Origin of the sequence: Saccharicrinis fermentans DSM 9555 = JCM 21142 (assembly GCF_000517085.1) — a bacterium.
GTDB lineage: Bacteria > Bacteroidota > Bacteroidia > Bacteroidales > Marinilabiliaceae > Saccharicrinis > Saccharicrinis fermentans.
Genome location: NZ_KI912107.1, coordinates 637,657 through 661,913, shown reverse-complemented (window position 1 = coordinate 661,913; position 24,257 = coordinate 637,657). Strand labels below are relative to the sequence as shown.

The 24,257-nt window shown below is 38.6% G+C and carries 14 protein-coding genes; 6 read left to right on the top strand and 8 right to left on the bottom strand.

The genetic code is table 11. The features are described 5' to 3' along the window. Positions 1-110: 110 nt before the first annotated feature. Positions 111-1,217: a DNA polymerase III subunit gamma/tau gene (locus tag CYTFE_RS24710; RefSeq protein ID WP_044213664.1), complete on the bottom strand. Its 1,107-nt coding sequence runs from the start codon at positions 1,215-1,217 to the stop codon at positions 111-113. 192 nt (positions 1,218-1,409) lie between these two features. Next, positions 1,410-1,628, bottom strand: coding sequence for an AraC family transcriptional regulator (locus CYTFE_RS31790; RefSeq protein WP_081735893.1), 219 nt, complete (start codon positions 1,626-1,628; stop codon positions 1,410-1,412). Positions 1,629-1,972: 344 nt separating this feature from the next. Here CYTFE_RS31790 and CYTFE_RS0102840 point away from each other — a divergent pair, with 344 nt between their 5' ends. Both CYTFE_RS0102840 and CYTFE_RS0102835 read left to right on the top strand, forming a co-directional pair. Further along, complete coding sequence (locus CYTFE_RS0102840; RefSeq protein WP_244880306.1) at positions 1,973-3,874, top strand: YgiQ family radical SAM protein; 1,902 nt, start codon at positions 1,973-1,975, stop codon at positions 3,872-3,874. 10 nt (positions 3,875-3,884) lie between these two features. Next, positions 3,885-4,628: a DUF4197 domain-containing protein gene (locus tag CYTFE_RS0102835; RefSeq protein ID WP_044213687.1), complete on the top strand. Its 744-nt coding sequence runs from the start codon at positions 3,885-3,887 to the stop codon at positions 4,626-4,628. Between the two features lie 46 nt (positions 4,629-4,674). Here the strand turns inward: CYTFE_RS0102835 and CYTFE_RS0102830 are convergent, their stop codons facing one another. From CYTFE_RS0102830 to CYTFE_RS0102810, 5 genes are all read right to left on the bottom strand, one after another. Continuing rightward, positions 4,675-8,670, bottom strand: coding sequence for a hybrid sensor histidine kinase/response regulator transcription factor (locus CYTFE_RS0102830; RefSeq protein ID WP_027470568.1), 3,996 nt, complete (start codon positions 8,668-8,670; stop codon positions 4,675-4,677). Between the two features lie 92 nt (positions 8,671-8,762). Next, positions 8,763-10,604, bottom strand: a complete 1,842-nt coding sequence (locus CYTFE_RS0102825; protein ID WP_044213623.1) for a metallophosphoesterase — start codon at positions 10,602-10,604, stop codon at positions 8,763-8,765. A 236-nt stretch (positions 10,605-10,840) separates the two neighbouring features. After that, a complete protein-coding gene (locus tag CYTFE_RS0102820; RefSeq protein WP_027470566.1) occupies positions 10,841-13,801 on the bottom strand; it encodes a glycosyl hydrolase 115 family protein in 2,961 nt (986 codons plus the stop codon). Positions 13,802-13,839: 38 nt separating this feature from the next. Next, entirely contained in the window at positions 13,840-14,907 is a 1,068-nt protein-coding gene (locus CYTFE_RS0102815; protein WP_027470565.1) for a phosphatidylinositol-specific phospholipase C1-like protein, read from the bottom strand. A 315-nt stretch (positions 14,908-15,222) separates the two neighbouring features. Beyond that, on the bottom strand, positions 15,223-16,125 hold the full coding sequence (locus CYTFE_RS0102810; RefSeq protein ID WP_081735892.1) for a helix-turn-helix domain-containing protein: 903 nt from the start codon (positions 16,123-16,125) through the stop codon (positions 15,223-15,225). Between the two features lie 190 nt (positions 16,126-16,315). On the opposite strand from CYTFE_RS0102810, the gene CYTFE_RS24705 reads away from it, so the two are divergent. The 4 genes from CYTFE_RS24705 to CYTFE_RS0102785 all read left to right on the top strand — a co-directional run bounded on the left by CYTFE_RS24705 (position 16,316) and on the right by CYTFE_RS0102785 (position 23,680). After that, positions 16,316-17,440 carry an efflux RND transporter periplasmic adaptor subunit gene (locus CYTFE_RS24705; RefSeq protein ID WP_044213620.1) on the top strand — a complete coding sequence of 375 codons (1,125 nt, stop codon included), beginning with the start codon at positions 16,316-16,318 and terminating at the stop codon, positions 17,438-17,440. 3 nt (positions 17,441-17,443) lie between these two features. After that, entirely contained in the window at positions 17,444-20,602 is a 3,159-nt protein-coding gene (locus CYTFE_RS0102800; protein ID WP_027470563.1) for an efflux RND transporter permease subunit, read from the top strand. A gap of 11 nt (positions 20,603-20,613) precedes the next feature. Continuing rightward, positions 20,614-21,987, top strand: a complete 1,374-nt coding sequence (locus CYTFE_RS0102795) for a TolC family protein (protein ID WP_027470562.1) — start codon at positions 20,614-20,616, stop codon at positions 21,985-21,987. A 367-nt stretch (positions 21,988-22,354) separates the two neighbouring features. Further along, a complete protein-coding gene (locus tag CYTFE_RS0102785) occupies positions 22,355-23,680 on the top strand; it encodes an MATE family efflux transporter (protein ID WP_027470561.1) in 1,326 nt (441 codons plus the stop codon). 197 nt (positions 23,681-23,877) lie between these two features. Here the strand turns inward: CYTFE_RS0102785 and CYTFE_RS29790 are convergent, their stop codons facing one another. Then, positions 23,878-24,018 (bottom strand): hypothetical protein, encoded by a 141-nt coding sequence (locus CYTFE_RS29790; RefSeq protein WP_154665613.1) that lies wholly within the window; start codon positions 24,016-24,018, stop codon positions 23,878-23,880. Between the last annotated feature and the right edge of the window lie 239 nt (positions 24,019-24,257).

Below are 24,257 nucleotides of genomic sequence, written 5' to 3'. Positions count from 1 at the left end.
GCTTTTTGCAACGGATTTTCCAGATCTAATATGATCTGGTGACGAAGCACCGGCTGAACTTACATTTTTATCACTCCCCCCGGAACCGTTTTGCTGCCTCGCCTTTTTAGCTACTTTTTTCTTTGTTCATCTAATACACGTGCTATCTTAAGAAGAGCAAACTCCACATGCAAACGCTTATTTTTAGCCACCCTATATTGCAAATCGCAATCGTTGGTAATATTTAAAGCATCCATTAAAAAGTCAATCGTACTTTTTTGCGCCTGAACACCGTACTTCTCCTTAATTTTAGCACCCACATCCAGCAACTGAATGGTGGCTGCATCCTTACATACAAGTAAATCACGCAAATGAGAACTTAAACCGGAAATAAAATGATGTGCATCAAATCCCCGTTTCAATATCTCATCAAAAATCAATAGTGTTTGTGTAGTATCTTCTGCCAGAAAAGCATCCACCAACCTAAAGTAAAAATCATAATCCAATACATTCAAATTATCGATTACTTGCTGATAGCTGATACTTTTACCTGAGAAAGCCACAATCTGATCAAAGATGGAAAGTGCATCCCGCATAGCTCCATCAGCTTTTTGTGCAATGACGGTTAACCCCTCTTCTTCCACAGTTATATGCTCACTCTCTGCTACATATTTTAAATGACCTACCGCATCTTCAATGGTAATCCTATTAAAATCGTAAATCTGGCAACGAGACAGGATCGTTGGTAGTATTTTATGTTTTTCAGTAGTGGCCAAAATAAAGATGGCATGCTTGGGTGGCTCTTCCAATGTTTTAAGAAAAGCATTAAAAGCTGCCTGCGATAACATGTGAACCTCATCGATAATATATACACTATAACTACCTATCTGAGGTGGAACACGAACTTTATCAATCAGACTCCTGATATCCTCTACTGAGTTATTGGAGGCTCCATCCAGTTCATGAATATTATAAGAACGATTCTCATTAAAAGACTTACAGGATTCACACTCATTACACGCTTCAAAATCAGCTGATATATTCGAACAGTTGATGGTTTTAGCAAAGATACGGGCACAAGTCGTCTTTCCCACACCTCGCGGTCCGCAAAAAAGATAGGCGTGTGCCAGTTGACTGCCTTTAATGGCATTTTTTAATGTAGTGGTGATGTTCTGCTGCCCTACCACCGAAACAAAGGTAGAGGGACGATATTTTCGTGCTGAAACAATATAATCCATGAATAATATTTTTGCTTAGGCAAAGATAAAATTTAACATGGAATGACAGCGATATTTATAACAGCATTTTTAAAAACTATACAACAATACTTACTTAAAAATGGTCATGAATGGAATCTGTCGCCAATGGAATTGCACAAGTTTAAGCAAAAGTAGAATGTTGCTTTTCACTAAAATTGTAAGAAAACGAAATCAGTTTACAGGATCACAAATGTCTTGCTGGAATTTTATATATTTTGTTGGACTAAGATTAAGATAATATTTAAAATCATTGATAAGATGGCTTTGATCGTAGTAACCACAATGGTCAATAATAGTAAACCAATCTTCTTTTGAATCCTTTGAATACTTTTTTTTTACCGGATAACCTATTAGAACATTATCATGAAAATAAATAGTGCAATCAATCACTTGCTGAGATCAGCCATCGCACCTACTATGGTGAATTGAAACGAGCCATGGGAATTGTTTCACACAAGAGGATGATTCACCATGGCGAGTTCCATATGACCATAGAAAGATCTATTTAAACATATAAAACGGTTAGGTTTTACGATTGGAAGATTGTATCCAAATGGTATTCTAAGAACTCTTTCTTTGGTTTAAAGCGTTCAGGAATATTAATACCAGAAATTGCGCACCCTTTTCAAAAAACAAACTACAAGCAAGCTAGCACATGCAAAAAACACCATTAATTTCATACCAACTTATCCTTAATTATTTAATATTGATTACCTTTGCACAAAAAATTGAGTGTGCAACATAAAATAAGTGATTGGCTTCCTACCACAGCAAAAGAGGTAAAGGAAAGAGGATGGGATGAGTTAGATGTGATTCTTTTTAGTGGAGATGCATACATTGATCATCCCTCATTTGGTGCCGCCGTTATAGGCAGAATCATTGAAGCTGAAGGCTTAAAGGTAGCCATCGTACCGCAGCCTAATTGGCGTGACGACTTACGTGATTTTAAGAAACTGGGTATTCCCCGGCTGTTTTTTGGGGTTACCGCAGGTAGTATGGATTCCATGGTCAATCATTATACGGCAAACAAAAGGTTAAGGTCTGATGATGCATACACCCCGGGAGGGAAAGCTGGTTTCAGACCGGACTATGCGTCCTATGAATACACCCGCATATTAAAAAAGCTTTATCCTGATGTTCCTGTTTTAATAGGTGGCATAGAGGCTTCACTGCGCCGCGTAACTCATTACGATTATTGGAACGACCAGTTGATGCCGGGAATACTGGAATCAACCAAGGCCGATCTATTGGTCTATGGTATGGGAGAAAAGCCATTGAAACAGATCATTCATTTGATGGACAAGGGAGTACCTTTTAAGTCATTGACTACCATACCACAAACTGCCTTCTTACACGAAGGAGAGGAACTGCCCAAAAACAAAAATTGGAAAGATTTAGAATTAGCTTCGCATGAAGAATGTTTAAAGGATAAGGTTAAGTACGCCAGAAATTTCAGGCATGTAGAAGAAGAGTCGAACAGGTGGCAGGCAGCAAGGCTCATTCAGCCGGTGGGTAAACACAAGATTGTTATCAACCCTCCTTTTCCGCCCATGTCGAGCAAGGAATTGGATGCGTCCTTTGATTTACCATACACCAGACTTCCTCACCCCAAATACAACAAAAAAGGCATCATACCCGCTTTTGAGATGATTAAATTTTCGGTGAACATGCACCGTGGTTGTTTTGGCGGATGTAGTTTTTGTACCATATCGGCTCATCAGGGCAAATTTATTGCTTCCCGATCGGAGAAATCCATTTTAAAAGAAGTAAGAGCCATCACGCAGATGCCTGACTTCAAAGGCTATATATCCGACCTAGGAGGCCCCAGCGCCAACATGTATAAGATGGAGGGTAAAGACTTGAAAATATGCGAACGTTGCGCCCGTCCATCGTGTATTCACCCTAACATATGCACCAATCTAAACACCGACCATACGGCCATGACCAATATTTACAAAAAGGTTAATAAGATGCATGATATCAAAAAAGCCTTTGTGGGAAGTGGTGTAAGATACGACATGCTATATAATAAGATGGCCAGTACCAAGGAGCAGGACAGCCATAAGGAATATATGACCGAACTAATCACAAATCACGTTTCGGGCAGACTAAAGGTAGCACCCGAACACACTTCTGATGATGTTCTTAAACTAATGCGTAAACCTACCTTTAAGCTATTTTACAAGTTCAAAGAAGACTTTGATCGCATCAACAAGTCCGCCAATCTGAATCAACAGATCATACCCTATTTTATTTCTAGTCATCCGGGTAGTCAGGTAAAAGACATGGCCAATCTGGCGGTAGAAACCAAGAATCTAGATTTTAGGCTTGAGCAGGTACAGGATCTTACCCCAACGCCAATGACCGTATCTACTGTTATCTTTTATTCAGGTATACACCCATACACATTAGAAAAAACATATACTGCCAAATCGAAAAGTGACAAACAGAACCAACGGATTTTTCTATTCTGGTACAAACCAGAATACAAAAGGAGGATTGAAAGTGTACTTAAACAAAACAATCAGCAGGAACTGATACACCAACTATTTTCAAAAGAAAAAAAAGAAGTCTATTTTTCTAAAAAGAATACCACAAATGCGACAAGTAGAAAACGGCGCAAGCAAAACAAATAAATATAAACCTATGCACATAAAAAAAATTTTACTGATCTCCCTCATTTCCGTATGCTTAAGCGGGTGCGCAGAACTTATGCAAGTTGTTAACACAATGGATCTGGACATTCCCTTAACAGAGAGCGAAGTCGCATCCGGTTTAAAAGAGGCCCTACGTGTGGGTACCGATTCAGCAGCCCACCATTTGGCACTTAAGGATGGCTACTTTGGTGATGAAATGGTAAAAATATTGTTGCCCCCCGAAGCAGATATCATTGTAAAAAACGCCTCTAAAATACCGGGTGGGCAAAAGTTAATTGATGACGTTATACTGGGTATTAACCGAGCTGCTGAGGATGCAGCCAGTGAGGCAGGTCCCATATTCTTCAAGGCAATTAAAGAAATGACAATAAGCGATGCCATGAATATCCTAAAGGGATCCAATGATGCCGCCACTACCTATTTTAAATCCAAAACCTATCAGAAACTCTTTGATTTATACAGTCCTAAAATCAAAAGCTCCATCAACAAGGATTTAATAGCCGGCTATTCTGCCGGAGATACTTGGTCTACCATGACATCAAACTACAACAAGGTAGCATCTTCCTTTGTAGGTCAAATGGCCAATTTAAAAACTGTTGATGTGGAGTTAGAAGGCTATCTGACACAAAAAGCTTTAGACGGCTTATTCTTGAAGCTGGCAGATGAGGAACAGAAAATAAGAACGGATCCTGTTGCCAGAGTTAGCGACATTTTAAAAAGAGTATTTAAATAAATATCCTATAAATAAAAGAATTAACTGAACCTACCCTATCTATAGATTAGCTTAAAAGCTTACTAGGAGGATGTCCAAACTGTTTACTAAAACACCGACTAAAATAAAACGGGTCACTAAAACCAACTTTATAAGCCACCTCAGAAACATTATTATTACCATTCTTTAATAACACAAAGGCATTTTTCAGTCGCACGGTTCTAATCATTTCATTTGGCGAAAGATCGGTTAGTTCTTTAATCTTTCTGTATAATTTTGAGGAACTAATACCAAATTCAGAACACAGAAGCTCTTTATTCAGTTTAGGGCTCATCATATTTTCTTGAATGAACACTTGTATTTTGCTAATAAATTCATCGTCGGCCTGCGAGTGAGAGAGCTGGTCAATTTCCATATCGGCCTCCGAAGAGTAGCGTTCTTTTAACTTACGTCTGTTTTCTATAATATTAATGATTTGAACCTTTAATAGCGAAGGGTCAAACGGCTTAGAGATATAAGCATCTGCACCTATCTTCAGACCCTCTTTTTTATTTTCTATCTCGGCCAAAGCTGTAAGCAAGATAACCGGTATATGACTTATCTCTTGGTCTTTTTTCAGCTGCCGGCAGAATTCAAACCCATCCATACGTTCCATCATCACATCAGACACCACCACCACCGGTCGAATTTTTCTCACAAGCTCCAGTCCTTCCTCACCATTAGAAGACTCATAAGTTTTATAGGTATCAGACAGTGTATTGGCAATATACTTACGAAGCTCTTCATTATCCTCTATGATCAGCAAAGGCTCCTTATTTGCAAAAGACTCCACCCGTACTTCATCAGGTTCTTCAATGGAAGTTTTTACTGAAGGTGTGATAATATTACATTCAAACAGTTCATTGCTGGCATACGACGTTTTACCAATGGGCAGAAGAATATAAAAGGTAGATCCTTTGTTTATCTCACTTTCAAACGATATTTCACCATGATGAATCTCAACCAATGATTTTACAAAAGAAAGACCAATACCTGAGCCTGTATTATATTTTAACTGTTCCTTTACCTGATAAAAGCGATTAAATATCTTTCCTTGTCTATTCTTAGGGATACCTATTCCTGTATCCTGAACTGCTATTTGAATACATCGCTTTCCCTTTTCCACGATATCCAGGGATAATTTCACTTGCCCATTTAAGGTAAACTTAAAAGCATTAGATAACAGGTTAAAAATGATTCGTTCATACTTATTAACATCGATCCATCCCTCAATTTTTTCCTGCTTACAATCAAAAGAATAAGCCAATTGTTTTTGGTCGGCCATTATTTGAAAAGACGCAAACAGTTCTTGTGTATAATGTACTATTTCGATGTGCGAAACCTTTAATTCCACCTCACCCCGCTCTACTTTTCTAAAATCAATAATCTGATTTACAAGTCCCAACAAACGTGCAGCATTGGAATATATTAGCTGATGATTTTTTCGCACCTCCTGACTAACATGATTAAACTCCAATAATTGCTTGGCCGGACCAAGAATAAGGGTAAGTGGTGTTTTAAGTTCATGCGAAATATTGGTAAAGAAACGAAGTTTTTCTTCGTTGAGTTTTTCATCTTTTTCGCGTTTAATTTTTTCAAACAGCAACTCCTGCTTCATCTTTATGCGAAAAATGGTTATACGCCGAATTTGAAATATCAACAACAAAAACAATATAATATAAATAGCAAAAGCCTTATATGTGTACCAAAATGGTGGCATGATGATAATCTCATACATGGATTCATCGCTCCAATATCCATCATTATTTCTAGCTTTCAACCTAAGTTTATACTTGCCTGGTTTAAGGTTGGTAAATTGCACATTACGTTGATCACTACCCACCGTTGTCCATTCTTCAGTATAGCCATTCAGCACATATTGGTACTGATTAAGTCGTTGATTTACATACGATGATGAAGAAAAAGAAACCGAAAAGTCTCTATTCACATAATTCAGTTCTACCTTGGGCACATAATTAAAGTTCTTATTCAGAATAACCTGTCCATTGATCTCATCGCCACAAAACACTTCTTTATTATGAACCACCAACTTATCGATTACAGGCTTTGGCGAATAGATATTTTCATACATTCCCGTAGGCGCAAAATAGATGATACCATTTTCACCCCCCAAATAAATTCTCGAATGATCAAAATATAAAAAACCTCTTTTGTAATAGATCGTTGATCTCATACCACTTTTCACGATATAAAATCGCAGCTCATTGTTTCTTGGATTATAATTGGCAATTTGGTTATAATTAATATTGAGCCACATTTTCCCCAGGGAATCAATCGCCATATCTGTAATCCAAATATCCTTTAGCTCTGGGGGCGTATGTACTGGTACAAAATTATCCAATGTGGCATCATAATAATTCAGTCCCTGTCTAGTACCTGCCCATATTTTACCATCGGCATCTATCAAGATATCTTTCACTTCGATATTTGACAAGCTGATACTATCATGAGCACTATGGATATAGTTCTTAACCTCCTCTTTATACCTATCATACTTAAATACACCATTTTGCGTTGCAAACCAAATCATATTTGCATCATCCTGAATTATCTTATTGATCCCTGTAAGGTTTTGTATATCAGCTTTTATTTTTTTATGCATTCGGGATTTCAAATCATATTGGTGTAGTCCTTCATTATGTGACCCAATGAGCAATAAGGAGGGTGCTACTTTTAAAATAGAAAACACAGGCGAATCATTAATACCCACATCTATTATTTCAATGTGAGCACTTAGGTAATTGTATTTGAGAATTCTACCATCCCACAAACCACAATAAAATACTTTTCCATCGGCGCTATAAATACTGGCAATACGATGTTCGTTGGATGATATTTGTCGAAACGAGTCATTTTTAAGCAAATACAATCCATTGGAATGTGTTCCCAACAGCAAGTGACCATCTACAGTCTTCCCATAACTACTAACATCTAACGCAACATCTTTGGCTAGACTTTGTCCTCTGATGGTCTTAAACTGGTTTCTGAACGGATCATATTTATCCAAACCATTTTCTGTTCCAATCCAAAGAACACCTGATTTATCAAAAAATAAAGAAGTAACATAATTATTACCCAATGACCCGGGATCTGAAAGATCATTCACATACCTTTCATATTTATCGATGGAGATATCCTCCAACAAGTCACACACCAATAAACCTTTTAATGTTCCCACCCAATACTTTCCGTTGGGTCCTTGCGTGATGCATCTAAAAAAATCAGGAGTCACATTCTTCTGCTTAACCAAATCAAAGGCATCTGTGAATTTATTTTTTTTAAACAAACCATAGCGTGTTCCCACAAACAAATCAAACTTATGGTCCTGATATATAAAAAACACATCAGGGTTTAATTCGCTGCCTGGTATTCCTTTCAAATCATAATGAGTTGTACTTTGGATGCGGTCCTCCCCATCCATGCGGATGGCATACAAACCATATCCGAAAGTTCCCACCCATATGGTTTTATCTTGCGTTTGAAATATAGACCGAACATATTTAACCGCCCCCATTTCAACAGGCACAAATATTTTTTTACGATGACTATAATAGCAAAGGCCATTATTCTTGGTTCCAGCCCACACCCGTTTCTCACTATCAATAAATAACGATCTTATTTTATTACCCACCAACTCACAGCCCATTGAATCGGGATGAAATGTAATAAATGATGAAGTGGGAATATGATAACGCGTCAATCCATTACTGGTGCCAATCCACATATGCTCATCGTCACCTAAAACCAATTGAGTAATATCATTATCCTGCAAATAACTAACATCATTAGGCTTACCTGTATAGGCCTTAAAACTATAACCATTAAAGCGATTAACACCCCCAAAAGTACCCAACCAAATATAGCCTTTGGTATCTTGTATGATTGATCTCACTGAATTATGCGAAAGTCCATTTTCATCACTATAATGTTCAAAACGAAGCACTTCACCATTAGCCTCTAAAAAAAAGACCAGTAAACCTATGACCTGAATAATTATTCGCATACATTAAAAATTGTAAAACTAACATCCTATAGTAGAATTAATCTACAAAAATCATATTTCATTTCCAACTAGGGCTCCAACACAAATATACCTTACTGCAAGTCGATGATGGTTCCATCCTTTAGGTTAACCTCAAAATGATCGGCCGGCTCACCATTTAAAAAATGATGAAAGGTAGTCGCAAAACTTTGAAATTTACCCCACATAAGATCATTCGTATTTGAGTGGTTTAGAATAGCTTTATTGATCAATTGATATTGCTGAATTCTCTCCCTACCAATATCTCTGATGGCCAATTTATCGGCACTACGCAAACGATAAAAGTCATAGATCATATCAAAACCGGTCCAGTTATCAAACTGTTTTAGATATTCTTCTGATGCATGCTCTGATGGCTTGGCATACATCAGTAAATCACGTCCGGAAGCCTGCAATAAGAAGTCTCTAAAATCTGCGGGCCAATCACTTTTTAGAAAACGTAAACGAACCAACTCACGAAGATGCCAGCTGGTAAACTCATGATAGGTAGCAGCATTAAGCATATTCACATCCCAAATATTATCAGCCTTCATCTGGCTTAAATATGCATGTTCCTGTTCATACAATGGAAACAACTCTTTAAATCGCGGAATAGAATCAATCACGATAGTCTCCACCTCCATCAGGTCTTTATGTTTTATAGTAACCAACTTATAGGCTGGAATATAAGCGGCCAAAGAAGGGATCTGCACATTGATTAAACAATTCCCTTTTTCCGATTTACGAATGCCGGTATCATTGATGTGCATATGACCACCAAAGTGCAATTTAACACCCGCATTGGCAAATATTCGCGCCACATCTTCTTCTGGTATTCTATGTGTCTGCATTTTTCCTTCCCCCATCAAGTTTTGAATATACATAGAAGCATCGTCATTGAAGTCAATCATGGGATAATGGCTAAATACAATTAGAGTTTTACCCAATTTATGGGCTCTTTCAGCTACATTCTTCACCCACTCTATAAGATGTTTTTTAAAAGTAAGCACATTGGAATACCCTACACTGGCACTTTTATAATATTCGCCTTGCTCGGGATGATCTTTCACATTTTCGCCCGGAATATACACATTGGCATCAATGGCCAGGAACCACAAATCCTTCTCTGGCTCAACCAAATAACTAACATCTGGCATGGAAGTATAATAAGGTGGTATTAGGTATTGGCGATGTTTGAAATCACTTTGCTCTTTGGCATCCGCAAAGTGATAATCGTCATAAGCATAAGTTGAGAAAGGCGTCTCCCAATACAGATCTTCTTTTGAAGGGAAAAACCCAAAGTCACTCATTGTGTGAACAATTTCTCCATAACCCATTTTTCTAATATCCTGAGAAATCACCACCGGATGTTCATTTTCACTTTTAGGAGTGTACATACCCTCACGGCTCATCACTACTTGTGATTGACCACCTTCACCTATGAAATCTTTCTTCCCCGCGTCCATCGAAAATGGACGAACAGGATCATGATTACCTGTTGTTAATAAAAAATGCAAGCCATATTTCTCGGTGTACTCATGCAATATACGCTGCAGGCCACGGACATTTATAGGTTGGCCATCATCACTAAAATCACCCGGCAAAACGACATATTTCACACCCCTTTTTACGACATCATCCAATGCAGCCAGAAAGGCAAAATAATTTTCATTGAAAATCCGGGTTGAATGTAATTGAGCTTCCATCGTACGAGCCATCACATATGCTCCATTACCTGGGTTGAGCACTCCTTTGTAATCCGTATCGCGCAATGTCCCATACACATCTTGCAAATGTACATCAGCCATAAAAGCAATCTGCCGTTCTTTTTCCTCAAAAGTATGGCTTGGTTTACAAGCTAAAACAACAAATAAAAAGAAGCCCCACACGATATAACGGACCATTTGATTCTTCATATGTTTAAAAATTAGAGAAACTTCACTAGCCAATGCAAATTTCAATCATTCACCTGTGTACCCGATTATTTGCACTGGTCATGCCAGTTTCCTATGATTACTATTAAATTTCAAAGGACATATGGGACTCGCCAGAACTAATCATCCTCCTGTGTGTAAAATAATTCCCATAATCCGTTTCATAAAAACGTTTTTATCTGAATAAAATATGGCACAGATAAGTCACATCCAATATTTCATCTTTGAACTCTCGGAAAAGCATAACTCTTCTTCCATCCACCCAAATCAATTAGAATTTGGTCAATCATGACACCGGGATCCACCATCCATATTTTAAGTCTGTGTTTGCCCGCTTTATTTACTATCTGAGGCACTGACTGAACGGAGGCATTTCTTAACACATTCTGCATCCACTCCTCACTTCTACCCAAAGTCTGAAAGTCGACCACTACTGGATCGGCATCATCAATAGCTACCGCACAACGAACACCCCTATCACTATTGGGGGCATGAGTGGGGATGGCCTGCAAATACACCTGAGCTTCACCAAAATTAAAAGTATAAAAATCATATTCCAGCACAGGGCTGTTATTCACAATAGATTGCAGATGAAACTGAGAATCTGCAGAACGCGGCAAGGCTGTTACCACTTTACCGCTATAACCAATACCCTCATGGGTTTGCCAGTCAGCTTGTTTACCTGCTTTCTTAAGGGAATAATTTTCGGCATTGATAGAAACAAAACCTTTATCTTCAATATGTCCTTTATAATACTTCAGTTCCTTTAACTTAGGATTAAAAACAGAGATTCCTATACTGATAGTTGTGTCAGCTGTCACAAAATCGATGGAGGAATTCACCTTATAGCCAGGAGGAATCAACTGATAGTCATGCCCCAAAGGAGCTTCCTTTTTATTTTTCCCAACCGGTACCTTATCCCAGTCGACACTCACCCATATACGTTCTTCTGGTAACTTATGGTTGATAGCTCCCACTGTTTTCGTAATTTTAATCCAGTCGGCATTAGCCACCGCCTTCCAGTTTATTTTCCCATCACCCTTTAAAAATACATCGATAAAATAGCGGTTATGGGTATAGGCATTAAAAACAGGCAATACATCAGCAAATGAATTAATCACATTGTCATTCACCTCCATCTCATAACCCTCCAAAGCCAGACCCAGCTGTGCCTCCTCCGTATTAACTCCAGCAGCTATGATGGGAATCGAAAACACTGGCAAATTCCGCGGAGACATATTCATGATATGCTTCCACTTTCCATTTTGCAGGCGGCTATTAAAATAATCCGTTTCCTGTTGTATTCGCTGATAAGCCTCCAAGGATTTTTGCCCCAAATACGCAGCACTAGACCTTCCCTGTTGCGCTGCAAGCTTATTTTTATAGGCATACAACCACTTGTGATTTATATTTGCTGCACTCACCACGGGATAGTACACCAGTTCATAAAAGGCATCCTGTCTATTGGTTTCCATACGATCTCTCAACGCAATGACATTATCCACTAATGCCTGATACGCATCAATTCTTTGCGAAACTTCATCCCCATAATGAATCTGACTTAATGTTGTTTCACCAGGTTTACAAACAGGTTCCACCCTACTCCAGGCCATGAATTCAGGACGACGTTGAAAAGCCAGATGATAATATTTATACATCAACTCAGTCACCGTTTGGGCATTTTTTTCACCAAATTCTCTACCTGCCCAATAATCCATATGCGTTTTAACACTTTCACTTTTTTCAAATGAAGACATATCCCAGGCCATATCCAGAAATAACTCAATATTATATTCATGCGGTTTTATATCGCCACAATTTAAAATCCACAAATCACGGGACTGAAATTCAAAGGCCTTTGCCATCTCCTCCCACATTAAAACAGGGTTTGTTGAATTAAGCCACAGATAATCATGAGGACGCCCCCAGTATGAAGTATGGTAATACACACCAGCCCCACCTTTACGTTTCTGCTCCTGCGCATTACTCAATTGACGTATATACCCATAGTTATCATCGGTCCAAACCAGACTGATGTCCTCTGGCAGTTCCATTCCATTTTGATAATATGTTAATACCTCTTTGTATGGAATAAAAATCTGTGGTAATTCCTCCGCCCGCTTGCCTGTTTTTTTACGCAATATGACTCGTTGATCACGCACCACCTGCTCCAACAATTGAACCTGCGATTCCGTATCATCGGCGCCAACTATCATCGGCGAATCATGTTCTCCACGCATACCCATGGTGTAAATACTTTCAAGACCGGCGCTTTCCTTTGCTCTGGATTCAAACAAATGCTTGATGGCTTCAGAATTACTATCATAACGCCATTCACCCATTTTATCACTATCCCACTCAGCATTAATATTACAAAGCATCGGTTCGCAATGAGACGTACCCACAACAATGGCATAATCATCCGCTACCTGTTTATTTTCCGGATAAAAATAAAAAGGTTTGGTACAAGAATGCATGGCCGGCCAAATGGTATTGGCACGCAAACGCAACAACAACTCAAACACCTTCGCATAGGTTTTGGGGCCAATATCTCCCGTTTCCGGCTCATAATTCAAAGCAGCCCAACGCTGCAAGCCCCAATCTTCATCATTTAAAAAGATACCCCGGTATTTCACCGATGGAGAACCATAAATTCTGTTCTCAACAGCAATGGTCAGATTTTCTTTTTCTTCTGGTATTACATCAGCCCACCATTCCCAAGGTGACACACCAATCATCCTGGAAATCTCCAACAAACCAAAAGCTGTAGCACGACGATCACTACCCGCGATAAGCAATATTTTACCCTGCTTATTGTCCGGATTCGCTATTACTTGTAAAGAATAAGTCTCCCACTTACCTTTTACCTGACTAACATCCAAATTCTTATTTGAGATAAATTGATCAATCAGCCTGCTTTCCCCAATCGTTCCGGCCACAATCCCCATTTCCTTAATCACAGAAGAAATCTCCGGCTTTTTTCCACTGACATTAAGTATATCAGACGCCAACATATCTGCGGCAATTTGAACGACTCTCGCTTCCTTTTTATCTATCGCAATATTTACAATGTGGTGTTCTGATGCTATTGAGAAGTTAGTTGCCTGACCACTTACGCCATTTACCCGCACCGCTAAACCAATAAGTATTGCTATTAAAATTATCTTGTTTTGAAACATACCCCTTTACATTTTCATTAAAACCACTAACTACTTCTTTATTCGTCCCTTGCAGGTATTCTTTCGTAGGTATTTCCTTCAAAGGCCACTTTAAAAGATGAATTATAAAGCTTGGTTGGTATATAATAATCGGTTGAAATCACTTGAGCACCCGATGCCTTTGCTCTATCAAAGCGCGTATAATCCATAGTTTTAGACTCCTTGGTGGCTGCATCTGCCCGTGTTCTCACCATATAACCTTTCGCCACCAAATCCTTTATATAGTCAAAATCCCGAATAGGATTATTGATGATTCTAAATGCAGCCTCAGGATTTCCTTCGGGACTATTCACAAAAAGAATCCTGTTTTTTAATCCGGCATGCCCTTTAAGATAAGAGGCGATTTTTTCTGCTTTTTCATCCAGCACAAACAAAAAACGCCCTTTCATCGCTTCCAGACTAGGCCAACCATTTTTCAATACCGCTTCTTCCAATGTTTTACAATTCCCCCTCACCAAATCAGGCGTAATAAGATCATCTTCCGATAAAACAGCTTTTATTTCCTCATCCAACCGATCAAATGCTTTACTGGTAAAAGGCAGCGGGTCCCGTGTTCCTTCCACCTTTTGATCCTTGGTATTCATCAGCACAAAAACCGGTGTGTGGGTTGGATTTTCGTCGGACCACTTTTTCATCATCTGTAAACAATCACTAAATAATAAATGATGACTTCTAAAGTCAATATCCTGAATATGAAACATCTTCAAACCTGGTTGTGCCAGCTTATTAAGGGTATCGTATGGCAACGGAGTGATCCCATTTTCACGGAGTATGTCCAGTCCTTGGGGATTCGAGAAATGCCCACCATCGGGATCGTCAAAAACATCTAGCTCTAAATTTCTCAGTCCCAATTTCAATTGTTCCAAAATGGGAATATGCGCATATTGTAGAGACAGTGCTTTTGCCGAGTCTTTCTGATACAAAAAATTCCACAAAGGTTTTTCAATTTCCTTTTTATAGGAATTGTGACTTCCTATGACCTGTATTTCATTTAAGTGCGTTTCCGGCTTACTGCAAGCAGATAAAACAAACACTATAAAAGCAATACGTATATATCCCTTATCCATTTTCAAATGTTTATATTATTCTTTCAAAGGTCATATGAAACTCACCGAAACAAATCATTCCCTTGTATGCGAAACAACTCCCACGACTTGTTTCATATGAAAAGTATTTCAGATTGACACGTTCTCAATCCTGTTTATGTCAGGTTGTGAAATTACAAAAACATGCCTGTAAAAGGATGAATAAAACAATCACAGGGATGGACAAATTGTTCAAAAAGCCATGAACTTGCCTAAGAAAATGAGACTTACCTTTAATCCAGTAGATACATTAAAAAATTAATACGGTTATAAGTTGGTCACATATCTAAAGACAAATCAATCTTTTTTCTTTCGAAACTGGCTTGCAGTTATTCCTGTATGACGTTTAAAAAACTGATTAAAATTGCTAACTTCATTAAAACCTAAAATATCAGCGATCTCAGAAATCGATTTTTCCATTTGATGGAGCAATGTTTGTGCGTACAAAATTTTATAGTCAATAATAATTTTTTGTGCACTTTTCCCAGTAGACGATTTCACACATTCGCTTAAATAAATCGGACTAATATTTAATTTCGACGCGTATTCATTCACCGATAAAAAACCATCCTTACCAGAAAGAATCTCATATTCAAATTTCGACATAACTGCATCAAATCGGTTCATTGTTACAATACCTTCATCCCCCTGTGTAAGTCGCTTTATCTTGTATAAAGCAATTAGAAGTAAAGAGCGCACCACTTCGAAACTATGAGTTTTATTACCTCTTGATTCTCGGAATATTTCTTCTATAATGCTTAATATTTCATTAAAGTCATCCTTGGATAAATGGTAAAGTGGTAATGTATGGATTTTAAAAAAAGGAAATTCATTTTGTACTGCATAGGGTTGATTAAAATGATGAAACAAAGAAGCTTTAAAACAAATAACATATCCCTCATCCTCATCATTGGGCGTTTTTTTTTCATAACGAATAGTCTGAAAAGGCGAAACAACCGCCAAACTTCTTTCCATCACTGGTAGTGTTTGATCACCAATTTGAATGTTTTTTGTATTCTGCAACAGTACTGCTATCTCAAAAAAATCTCTTTTATGAGGTTCAATATAAATTTCATCCGGCTTTTTGTTTTCAAGCCTATCCTCTTTGATCGACCTGATATAAAACTGGTTTGAATAATCGTTCACCTCAGGGTTCGTATTCAAAAAATAGCCCTTAATATTCTCATATATCTTCATCATCTCTCTCCTTTTTTTTCAAAGATAGCTCAAAAACCTAAATGACAATCTATTTTACCCATTTTACAATACCTAATGCAATATCACAAACCATTAGATTTGTCTACTGAAAACAACACAAAAGATAAAGCGAAATAGCTTAACAAATAATAAGAAAATACAATAATAGCTTGATCATTAAATTATCTCAAAGATGAAAATTAGAATTTTAAACACGATCGTAATCATGGTAATGAGTCTTACTGTATTCGCTTCTTGCAGTGAAAATAAAGAAAAGAGGCACATTACAAATCCTGAATTAACAATAATGGAAGTTAAGCCTAGTACACAGGAGTTCCACGAATCTTTTTCGGCCACCCTAAAAGGGATGCAAGACATTGATATTCGTCCGCAAATAACGGGTTTTATCACCAAAGTAAATGTGGATGAGGGATCCATCGTTAAGAAAGGTCAAGTATTGTTTCAGATCGATCAGATACAATATGAGGAGGCTGTAAACGTAGCAAAAGCAAATGTTGCTGTAGCAGAAGCTGATGTAGCAACAGCTAAGCTAACAGCTGCAAATAAAAAATATTTAGCAGAACGTAATATTATAAGTGCTTATGAACTTGAGCTTGCCCAAAACGAATTGGGTAGTCGTAATGCTCAACTTGCTTTAGCAAAGGCGGAATTAGTGAGTGCACAAAAGGACCTGTCCTACACACGTATAACAAGTCCTACTGATGGTATTATAGGTAAAATATTCTATCGTGTTGGAGCTTTGGTAAGCCCAACCATGTCTGATGCTATTACTACGGTTTCAGAATTCGCCACCATGTATGCCAACTTTTCTCTTACCGAAAAAAAACTTCTCGCCCTCGCTAAAGAAAATCATTTAACAACAGACATCGTCAAAAATCTTCCTAAAGTACAATTGAAGATGAGCAATGATGATATTTATAGATATTTAGGAACGATAGAAACTATTAGTGGAACCATTGATGAATCGACAGGTGCTGCCAGCATTCGTGCAGCCTTTCCTAACAAAGATGGAATTTTACGTAGCGGTGGAACAGCTTCCATTATTCTGCCATATTCGCTCGATAGCTGCTTGTTAATTCCACAAAATGCCACCTACGAGATACAGGACAAAAAATTCGTATACACCGTAGATGAAAATTCGACCGTCTCAAGTACCGAAATTGAAATATATCCACTAAACAACGGCAGTGAGTATGCGGTAACAAAAGGATTATCAGCAGGCGATAAAATCGTCATTGAAGGGATTAATTCCTTACGTGATGGTTTAACTATTAAAGAAAAATCTAATACATTATAAATTATGAAGTTTGATAAATTTATAACGCGGCCTGTTTTATCCTCAGCCATATCGGTTTTTATTGTTGTTTTAGGTGTGCTAGGTTTAGTTTCCCTGCCGACCACACAATACCCTAGCATAGCACCACCTACTGTTCAAGTAGAGGCCACTTATACCGGAGCTAATGCACCAACGGTGCTCAATAGCGTGGTTTCGCCTTTAGAGGAAGAAATCAATGGTGTAGAGGGTATGACCTATATGACCTCTACGGCCACCAATACCGGAAAAGCTACCATATTGATCTATTTTGAACCGGACACCGATCCGGATATGGACGCTATCAATGTGCAAAATAGGATCAGCCAAGCAGAAGGCTCACTACCTTCTGAAGTCACCAAAATTGGGGTGACTGCCACCAAACGTCAATCGAGTATCTTGATGACTTGGGGGCTTTATAGCGAAAATGATCAATATGATTATGCCTTTTTGGAGAACTATGCCGATATCAATTTAATTCCACAAATCAAACGGATTAAGGGCGTTAGTGATGTTTTCATCACAGGATCAACCTACTCCATGCGCATCTGGTTGAAACCCGATGTAATGGCACAATATCACCTTATGCCCAGTGATATAACAACAGTACTTGATGAACAAAATATTGAAGCAGCTCCCGGACAATTGGGAGAACAGGGCAATCAATCATTCCAGTATGTATTAAAATACAAAGGACGTTTAGAAACTGTTGAAGAGTTCGAAGATATCGTAATTTCGGCTACCAAAGATGGGGAGGTACTCCACTTAAAAGATGTTGCGGACATAGAACTAGGTCGTTTATCCAATAGTGTTACGGCTAGTATAAACGGTCATCCTGGCGTCACCGGTATGGTTTTCCAGACAGCGGGATCCAATGCTATGGATATTAACAATAGTATTGAAGAATTCTTAATAAAGGCAGAAGCCGATTTTCCCGAGGGCGTAAAGTACGCGATCATGATGAATACCAATAACTTTTTATACGCTTCTATTTGGGAAGTGGTAAAAACCTTGCTCGAAGCTTTTCTATTGGTTATTTTGGTTACTTATATCTTTTTGCAAAATACCCGTTCCACACTTATCCCAACCATCGCCATTCCGGTGGCCTTAGTCGGTTCGTTTTTCCTAATGTGGGCATTTGGCTTTAGTGTTAATTTGCTTACGCTGTGTGCCATGGTACTGGCCATTGGTACGGTGGTGGATGATGCCATTATTGTAGTAGAAGCTGTTCAGGCAAAAATAGATACCGGCTACACCTCGGCGCGTCAAGCTTCGCTGGATGCCATGGGTGAGATATCCAGTGCCATTATTTCATCTACTTTAGTGATGATGGCTATTTTTATACCCGTTAGCTTTACGGGGGGAACTTCCGGTGTCTTCTTTAAACAAATGGGATTAACCATGGCTTTCGCCATTGGTATATCAGGGATAAATGCACTGACCTTAAGTCCAGCATTGTGTGCAATATTGCTAAAACCAGGAACTAAAGATGGCGACCAAAAGCTCTCTTTTGCACAACGCTTTCACGACTCTTTTAACGATAATTTTAAGCGCTTAACCAACAAATATAAAAAAGGAGTCAGCTTTTTCACCGGCCACAAACTGTTGAGTGGATCACTTGTTGGCATCGTCATCATTACTTTTGTATTTTTATTGCGTATCACGCCTACCGGCTTAATTCCCAACGAAGATCAGGGAACTATTTTTGGTGCTCTTTCTATGCCTGTGGGCACCTCCTTAGAAGAGACTTCCAAAGAAATGGAAAAGATATCTAAGGTGGTACAAAGTATTCCTGCCATCGAATCGTATTCTATAAGTAATGGTTATAGCCTTCTTGACGGATCCGGTAATACCTATGGAAATTTAATATGTAAACTTAAAGATTGGGACTTACGAGGTGATGGAAAAAGTGTTGATGAGCTTATTGCACAATTATATAGAGAAACAGCCAAAGTGGTTAAAAATGGGAACATGATCTATCTTGCACCTCCTATGGTCGCCGGATATGGTGTAACCAATGGCTTTGAGTTGAAGTTGCAAGATAAAACAGGTGGTGATTTAAATGATTTCGAAACGGTGGCTAAAGATTTTATACAGCAACTTAATCAGCTTCCTGAAATAGAAAGTGCACGTACTTCTTTTAGCGCATCAACACCGCAGTATATGGTCGATGTGGATGTAGAAAAATGTAAAATCGCCGGAATCAGTCCTGATGTCATCTTATCGACATTGGAGGGTTATTATGGGGGTATTTACGCATCTAATTTCAACCGCTTTGGTAAACTTTACCGTGTGATGATTCAGGCTAGTCCTGACTACCGCACCAATACCGAAAGTTTAAATAAAATTATGATACGTAATGGAAGCGAAATGGCGCCTATATCACAGTTTGTAACGCTTCGAAAAACCTATGGTCCTGATAACATTACCCGTTTTAATATGTACACTTCTATCGCTGTTACAGGTTCACCGGCCGATGGCTACAGCTCCGGTGAAGCCATTAATGCAATCAAAGAACTGGCCAAAGAGCTACCCACCGGTTATAGCTATGAGTTTGCGGGCATGACACGTGAAGAAAATAATACGGGTGCCAATACAACGGCTATTGTTTTAGGTATCGTATTTCTGTTTATCTACTTGTTGTTGAGTATGCAATACGAAAGTTATATCCTTCCCATTATCATCATGCTTTCCATTCCAATGGGATTAGCAGGAAGTTTATTGTTTGCTAATATAATGGGGGTCAGCAATAATATTTATCTGCAAGTTGCACTCATTATGTTGATTGGATTAATTGCTAAAAACTCCATCTTAATTGTGGAATATGCCGCAGACCGCCGTCAACAGGGATTATCAATTAGGCAAGCGGCTATTGAGGCAGCAGCAGCACGTCTTCGTCCAATTATGATGACTTCGTTTACGCTGATTATTGGTTTATTACCTATGATGTTTGCCAACGGAGTGGGCGCTAATGGCAATAGCTCTGTAGGTACAGGTGTTATTGGAGGTATGCTTGTGGGTATGATCTGCCAGATATTTATTACACCTGCTTTGTTTGTCATCTTCCAAAAAGTTCAGGAAAAAGTTAAGCCTATGAATGAGGATTTTGCCCAAACAGCCAGCGAAAATGCAAGTATCACACAATAAAGAATAAACAGATGAAAAAATTAATCATATTTTTTACCGGCATAGTACTACTCAGTAGTTGCTCGGTGTATAAAACTTTCGAAACGCCAGAAGTCGAAAAAGAAAATCTCTATCGCGACACCAGTGCCGTTGATGCTGCAATACCTGAGGATAGTGTGAATTTAGGAAATCTTCCCTGGAGAGAGCTATTCACTGACCCTCAATTACAAGAACTTTTAAAACAAGGCTTGGAAGCCAATGTAGATTTACAAACCGCATGGCTTCGTATAGAGCAAGCCGAAGCATCACTCTCATCGGCTCGTTTAGCTTATACTCCTGATTTGTCCTTTTCATCAACGGGAACACTATCAGACTTTGATGGATCAACGACGAAATTTCATAATTCAGGACTTTCAACAAGCTGGCAGATACCCTTGTTTGGTGGTTTGCGCAATGCAAAAAAAGGAGCTGAAGCGACTTTAGAACAAAGCCAGGCGTACCAACAAGCGGTCCAAACACAGTTGATTGCCACCATTGCAAATAGTTACTATTACTTATTGATGCTCGACAGGCAACTGGATATTACCGGCAAAACCATTTTAAGCTGGGAAGATAGAATTGAAAGCATGCGCGCTTTAAAAGAAGTTGGCATGACCAATGAAGCTTCCATCACCCAAAGTGAAGCCAGCTATTATGCACTAAAAACGACCTATTCCGACTTACAACAGTCGATACGTGAAACGGAGAATGCGCTTTCTATCACTTTAGGGCAAGCACCTCAAGCAATCAAACGGGGTGAATGGCAAAGCATAAAGCTTCCGGAGCGAATATCGGCGGGGGTTCCTTTACAGATTTTAGCGAATCGCCCTGATGTAAAACAATACGAAATGGCTTTAGCTACCGCTTTTTATAACACCAATGTGGCGCGTTCAGCTTTTTACCCCAACATTACGATAAGTGCTTCTTCAGTATGGACTAATAGTAACGGGGGAATCATTTCCAATCCTGGCGATCTTTTATCCAGTACCATTGGTTCCTTAACGGCTCCAATTCTCAATCGCGGGGTGAATAAGGCAAATTTAAAAATAACAAAGTCTTTACAAGAGGAAGCTTTACTTAATTTTAAACAGAGCCTGTTGAATGCCGGCAGCGAAGTGAGCAACGCCCTATTTCAATATGCTACGACGCTACAAAAACAAGCTAACCGTAACAAACAGCTGGAGGCTCTTGAACGGTCAGTGGTCTATACGCGCCAGTTATTCCAAACAGGAGCATCAACCTATTTAGAAGTACTCACTGCTCAAGAAGATTTGCTGGATGCTCAATTATCTGAAACGAACGATTGGTATGACCAAGTCCAAGCGGTCATCAGTTTATATCAGGCATTAGGTGGCGGAAGTGAATAAATAAATAATTAATTCACTTAGTTAGTGGCTGCAAGAAAACGACTGTTTTTTTCTGTCTTTGATAAGAAACGAACATGAATTTTAGCATTCTAAAATACACACAGAAGAATGATTAAAATTCATCGGGAGTTCCATATGACCATTGAAAGACAAATTATAATCATATGAAAGCTTCAAAGACAAGGCTTTCGATATTTTTGAAACCAAGGAGTTTACTGATTGTAAATGACTGTTTCAAAAATGAGAATAACGCAGTATTTGGAGTTTTCTTGCAAAGACTAGTTAAAATTCAATCATCCGTTTTCTTCACTCAGGAGAAAGCGGATGATTCACGCGACTGAAATCAACAAATTAGAACAATAATTAAATGAGTGACACCTCCTATTCCCTTAAGGACAGTTCTATCCCTAAACTCCTTTTAAGCTATGCCGGTCCGGCTGTTTTAGGTCTTTTAATTAATGCCCTCTATAATATAGTTGACCGTATATTTGTAGGACAATTTGTAGGCGCCGAAGGACTATCTGCAGTAACCATAGCTTTTCCCATTACCCTTTTACAACTCGGCTTTACAGTGTTGTTTGGAAGTGGAACCGGAGTTCTTATCTCAAAGTATTTAGGCGAGTCCAAGCCCGAAGAAGCAGAAAAAGCGCTGGGTAACATGATCGCTGGCTTGTTGGTAACGATTCTGTTGTTTACCATGCTAGGATTGCTATTTTGTAGAAATATCTTACAGATATTTGGCGCTCAGAACGAGTTGCTCAAGCTATCGACCAATTATCAACAAATCATCTTTATGGGCTTTCCTTTTGCATTTTTTATTGCATTCGAGTTTACCTGTCGGGCAGAAGGAAATCCTCGTTTGCCAGCTTATTTGATTTTAATTTCATCGCTCATAAACATCACCCTTGACCTGGTATTTATGAAATATTTAAATATGGGGATCCGAGGAGCCGCTCTGGCAACCATTATCGCACAAAGCGTCAATGGCCTGCTATTAATCAGATACTACCTCAGTGGTAAAAGCCTGATCAATGTAAAATGGAACAATATTAGGCTGCAGAAAAACATCATTTTTCCTATTCTTTCTTTAGGAATGGCCCCATTCATTATGGATGTGTCGAGTAGTATACAAAATGTAACGGCCAACCATTTGCTCCTTCAATCAGGAGGAACTTTTGCCATCGCAGCTATGGGAATTATTTTTAGTATGAATGTTATTTTTCAGATGATAGCTCTAGGAACGGGCGATGGTATGCAGCCCATTGTCAGCTTTAACTATGGAGCCAATCGCCCCGATCGTAGCCGTAAAACGCTACTTTACGCTATGTCTGTGGTATGCCTATCGGGATTGTTAGGCTTAATCATCCTTGAACTCTTTCCCAATTTAATTATTGGAATTTTTATCACTGATAATGAGGACGTCATAAACGTAGCCCGAACGGCCTTACGCCTTTTCGCCCTATCCCTCCCTTTCTACATGATGCAAATAGTGGCTACACGTTATTTTCAAGCATTACACCAGAAAAAAACGGCTGTCTTCTTAGCCATTTTAAGGCCTGTCCTTTTGTTTATTCCCATATTGTATAGCTTAAACTGGCTTTGGGGCTTAAACGGCATTTGGATTTCATTTGTAGTAGGTGATAGTTTAGCTTTTTTGATCACCTGGTATTTGATACGGAAGTATCGCGTTTAATTTGCTAGGCAATGGTTTTGATTTCAACCCTCGGATAAAATCATAAAACTAAATAGAAAAGAATAAACGGAAGGATAAGCAGTGTACTTCCGCTTAATTTCGGTAGACGAGTAGTTTTCAATTTACGACACAAGGATCAGAAGATACTGCCCCCAGACTTTCTGACTTAGTGCCTTGTTTTACAGTATATCCTGAATTCATCCCAATAGCATACAAAACGAATCTTTCATACCTACCATGGGCGACTGCATTTGCAAATCCTTATAAACCTGCCCGAAATGTCGAACAGCAGGGGAAGTTATATCCATTCCACTGCTCAACAATTTCAGTTTTTCCATTACGACCAATTTTAAGGCTGCAAATATAAATGTAATAAAAAAATGAATTATTTCTAATGCTTACTATTATCAAAATAGAAAGGGTGAATCCATAGCGGCACCAGAACGCTATATGAACAAGCAAAATAGACGTAATTTTCCCACAGAATATTTGGATGTTTCTACAAATAAAATAAAAATTACAGATATAAATATCGGATACTTAGGACAATGAAATTAGACTCATTTCAGATTGCCGA

Coding starts and splice junctions, on each gene's coding strand:
- CYTFE_RS0102820 (WP_027470566.1), bottom strand. CDS start 13,801: ATGTTTCAAAACAAGATAATTTTAATAGCAATACTTATTGGTTTAGCG.
- CYTFE_RS0102795 (WP_027470562.1), top strand. CDS start 20,614: ATGAAAAAATTAATCATATTTTTTACCGGCATAGTACTACTCAGTAGT.
- CYTFE_RS0102835 (WP_044213687.1), top strand. CDS start 3,885: ATGCACATAAAAAAAATTTTACTGATCTCCCTCATTTCCGTATGCTTA.
- CYTFE_RS0102830 (WP_027470568.1), bottom strand. CDS start 8,670: ATGCGAATAATTATTCAGGTCATAGGTTTACTGGTCTTTTTTTTAGAG.
- CYTFE_RS24710 (WP_044213664.1), bottom strand. CDS start 1,217: ATGGATTATATTGTTTCAGCACGAAAATATCGTCCCTCTACCTTTGTT.
- CYTFE_RS0102810 (WP_081735892.1), bottom strand. CDS start 16,125: ATGATGAAGATATATGAGAATATTAAGGGCTATTTTTTGAATACGAAC.
- CYTFE_RS0102785 (WP_027470561.1), top strand. CDS start 22,355: ATGAGTGACACCTCCTATTCCCTTAAGGACAGTTCTATCCCTAAACTC.
- CYTFE_RS0102800 (WP_027470563.1), top strand. CDS start 17,444: ATGAAGTTTGATAAATTTATAACGCGGCCTGTTTTATCCTCAGCCATA.
- CYTFE_RS0102815 (WP_027470565.1), bottom strand. CDS start 14,907: ATGGATAAGGGATATATACGTATTGCTTTTATAGTGTTTGTTTTATCT.
- CYTFE_RS24705 (WP_044213620.1), top strand. CDS start 16,316: ATGAAAATTAGAATTTTAAACACGATCGTAATCATGGTAATGAGTCTT.
- CYTFE_RS0102825 (WP_044213623.1), bottom strand. CDS start 10,604: ATGAAGAATCAAATGGTCCGTTATATCGTGTGGGGCTTCTTTTTATTT.
- CYTFE_RS29790 (WP_154665613.1), bottom strand. CDS start 24,018: ATGGAAAAACTGAAATTGTTGAGCAGTGGAATGGATATAACTTCCCCT.